3 protein-coding genes are annotated in these 3,113 nt (G+C 59.1%); all 3 read right to left on the bottom strand.

Translation table 11 applies throughout. The features are described 5' to 3' along the window. Window positions 1-119: 119 nt before the first annotated feature. Window positions 120-2,219 (bottom strand): DUF637 domain-containing protein, encoded by a 2,100-nt coding sequence (locus AC1DN0_RS40775; protein ID WP_477146590.1) that lies wholly within the window; start codon window positions 2,217-2,219, stop codon window positions 120-122. Between the two features lie 112 nt (window positions 2,220-2,331). Next, the gene (locus tag AC1DN0_RS40770) at window positions 2,332-2,622 is read right to left on the bottom strand and encodes a hypothetical protein (RefSeq protein ID WP_441637687.1); all 291 of its coding nucleotides are present in this window, start codon (window positions 2,620-2,622) and stop codon (window positions 2,332-2,334) included. A gap of 69 nt (window positions 2,623-2,691) precedes the next feature. Then, window positions 2,692-3,075, bottom strand: a complete 384-nt coding sequence (locus tag AC1DN0_RS40765; protein WP_441637685.1) for a hypothetical protein — start codon at window positions 3,073-3,075, stop codon at window positions 2,692-2,694. Between the last annotated feature and the right edge of the window lie 38 nt (window positions 3,076-3,113).

Here is a 3,113-nt window from a genome sequence, read left to right as displayed (position 1 = left end):
TCCAAACTGTTGTACTTCAACGATGATCTGCGTTTTCATTGACGGCACATGTTCGTCCATCTCAACAACATCAAGGTGCAGACGAAGCGGCCTTTCGATCTTGATTTCCATTTCTTAATTTACTCTCCGACGGGAAGTGCATGGATAAGGGCCGGAATTTGCCCCGGTTGCCGCGGGGGCGCAAACTTCAGCTCCCAGCCACCAACATTCAATAATTGGTTATATGGCACCCCACCTTGGGTCGCCGTGTTCACCGCTCCCTGCAAGCTCGCAAGTTGCTGTTGCGTCGTTAGCCGGACAACACCCGGAGGATTGCTCGTTGCGATCATCTGGGCGTACTCCGCCAAATGCTCCGTTGCATTTCCATGCACCCAAACACTTTGCCCATTGGGCAGCGACATCTCAAAGGACTTTGGAATCACGGAACCAGGATAAGTCGACTGTGTCGCTGTTATCGCATCCCATACCGTCCCTGTTGCCCCACTGCTTGTGGCAAGCCGCTCGCCCAAAACTTTCGCAGCATCGACTGGAACAACCTTCGTCACACCCAAYAGGCCAATACCTTTGAGTGTACCCGTCAGCAACCCCTTGACCAGCCCCGTTCCGATCAAATCATCGGGCGCAAATGCTGGCACCTCAAGGCCCTGCGCCTTGGACTGCGCAATTTGCCAGCTCTTGTCCAAGACCTGGCAATCCACGCTGCCGCCACCTGCACCGCAGCCGTAGGCAGCCTTCTGGCCCTGAATCCAGTTCGCAAGCGCTTGGCAACGGCTTCCCTCGCAACTACTCAGTCCATCGGTCAGCTGAGCGTTGTTCTTACGGTCAGTTTCCGAGTAGATATTGGCGGACGCACACGAGGACCAGACGCCATTCGCACATTCCCGATTGGCCTTTTCAAGCGCTTGCCGCTCCGGCTTGCTACTCAGGTAGTTGTTAAGGGCCTCGTTCTGTGCAGCGCCAGCCGCGGCCAGTCCCTCCTGCTCAAACGCTGCCGCCAGCCCGCCTCCCGTCAGCATGGCAACCGCTGTCACCACAACCCGGTTTAGCGTGTTTTCACGGTCTGCATTCGTCGTGACGCCCAACGCCCCGCCAACCAGCGGCGATATCACTGCGCCGGTTGCGCCGCCAATCGCCCCTGACGCACAGTCCCCGCTGCCGGCCGCGCCCGCGACACAGCCGAGCGCCGCATGGCTGAGAATGTTCTGGAAGGAGCCTGGATCRGTGTTCGCACCGATACTRTTGGCTCCCAGCGCCGCCGCCTGTGCCACCAGGCTGCCCTTGAGCGCATTGCCGAAGCTGCCACCGTTGAACGCCGTACTGACGCCAGCATTGATCAAGCCCGTGCCMACGAAGCCCRCGGCTTGCTGAGCGAGCGTCCCCGTCGCGCCATCCTGCGCCGCCTGCAAGACACCACCGATGCTGTTCGTGCCAGCGAGGTTTGCCAGGGTACTCGTTCCCTTCAGGGACTCCCCCCATGCACTCACCCCGAAGCTGCTGCCGTCGAAGGTGATGCCATTGGTCAAGCCGGCCGTGATCGCGCCAATGGCACCCGCGGTTGCCAGCTTCCCGAAATYCAGGCCCTGCCCCGAAGCAAGTTGGCTGAAGGCACTGCCCGCCATGCTCGAGAGCGCGGCCACAGCCATCGCCTGGCCGAGCGTCAGCGTCGAGAGGGTCGCGCCCAGGGCGGTTGCCGCAGCCCCCGCCGTCRCGATCGAGATGGCCACCGCGGCYACCATCATCACGATCTGGGCTAGCGGCCCGAACCCCTTCTTCTCCTTGATGAACCGCGTGTGGATGTCGTCGGCKACCGTGCCCTCGGTGTAGTTCAGCCCGAGRTTGGCCTTCAGCTGATTGACTAGAGCCACGGTTGCGGCCTCGTCCACCCTGCCGTCGGCGCCGCGAATCAGGAACGCATCGTTGACCGCATTGATGCTGTCCGCCTCGATGTTCATGTGCATTGCGCTCATGAACCCGCCCGGCTGCACCACCGTCCCGGTGATCACGCTCCAGCCGCCCTGCACCCGGTAGGCCGACGTGCCGATGTCCACCATGTTGGGGGCCGCATCGATACTGCCCGCCTTCACGTTCAGCGTGTCGCCCGCCGTGATCACCCCGCTGTTGCGCAGTTGGCCCGCGATGTCCAGCGAGACGTTGTCGCCGGCGATGGTGCCGCCGGTCGGCTTGGTCAGCGCCAGCGCATAGCCTTCCGGCAGGTACACCTGCGGCACCAGTGCATTGACCGTCTGGCACGCCGTGCTCGCTACGTGCCGATCTCCCCGCCAGAAGCGACGAATCCAGCCGAAGCGGGGTTCGTTTGATACTGCTTGTCGGCTACAGACGGATCTTTATTTCATACTCTGGCCCCAGCTCCATTCTTAACCGGTCGGCAAGAAGATAACCTTCTTGCTTGAACTGGGCCTCCACCGCGGCATTTTCGAATCCGGAATCCGGCGGATAGTCCATGTTTAGGGTTTCGTCGTACTGGCGTGCCCAATTGGCAAGCTTCGTCTTAAGGTCCTGCCAGATTGGCAATCCCTCCGGATCAATATTGCCGACCTCGCCGGGCGATGCCTCCCACAGCGGGAAGCATTGATAGTCTGCCATCAGTTTGATCGCTCTCATTTCACACGTCCCGCAGGGTTCGCACCAAGGCCCGGAATAAGCACCATGGTCCAGCAACTATCACCAGCGTCAGAACTCCTCGAACTGACGTTTCACATGCGCAAAGGTATCGTCATCAATCGATGAGCGGAACGTGGCTGTAGATATTGCACCCGATACGTCGACCTTCTTCATTTCCCACAATATATATGGCTTTCCATTGACTACGCCGAGCCTCAAGACGAAGTGACCTCCCATATCCACAAGATTGGCTTCTCTCACCTCCAGACTGCTTAGGCCCTCGACAAACGTGTCCCAAACGGTGCAGTCAAACCACGAACTCCCGTAATACTCCAACCTGTGTCCAAACTGTTGTACTTCAACGATGATCTGCGTTTTCATTGACGGCACATGTTCGTCCATCTCAACAACATCAAGGTGCAGACGAAGCGGCCTTTCGATCTTGATTTCCATTTCTTAATTTACTCTCCGACGGGAAGTGCATGGATAAG

The organism is Cupriavidus sp. 05N39, from assembly GCF_056397325.1.
The sequence above is the reverse complement of the archived record's forward strand: the minus strand, read 5'-3'. Positions and strand labels throughout refer to the sequence as shown.

What these genes read in the sequence shown, in the direction of transcription:
- AC1DN0_RS40770 (WP_441637687.1), bottom strand. Translation starts at nt 2,622, where the DNA reads ATGAGAGCGATCAAACTGATGGCAGACTATCAATGCTTCCCGCTGTGG.
- AC1DN0_RS40765 (WP_441637685.1), bottom strand. Translation starts at nt 3,075, where the DNA reads ATGGAAATCAAGATCGAAAGGCCGCTTCGTCTGCACCTTGATGTTGTT.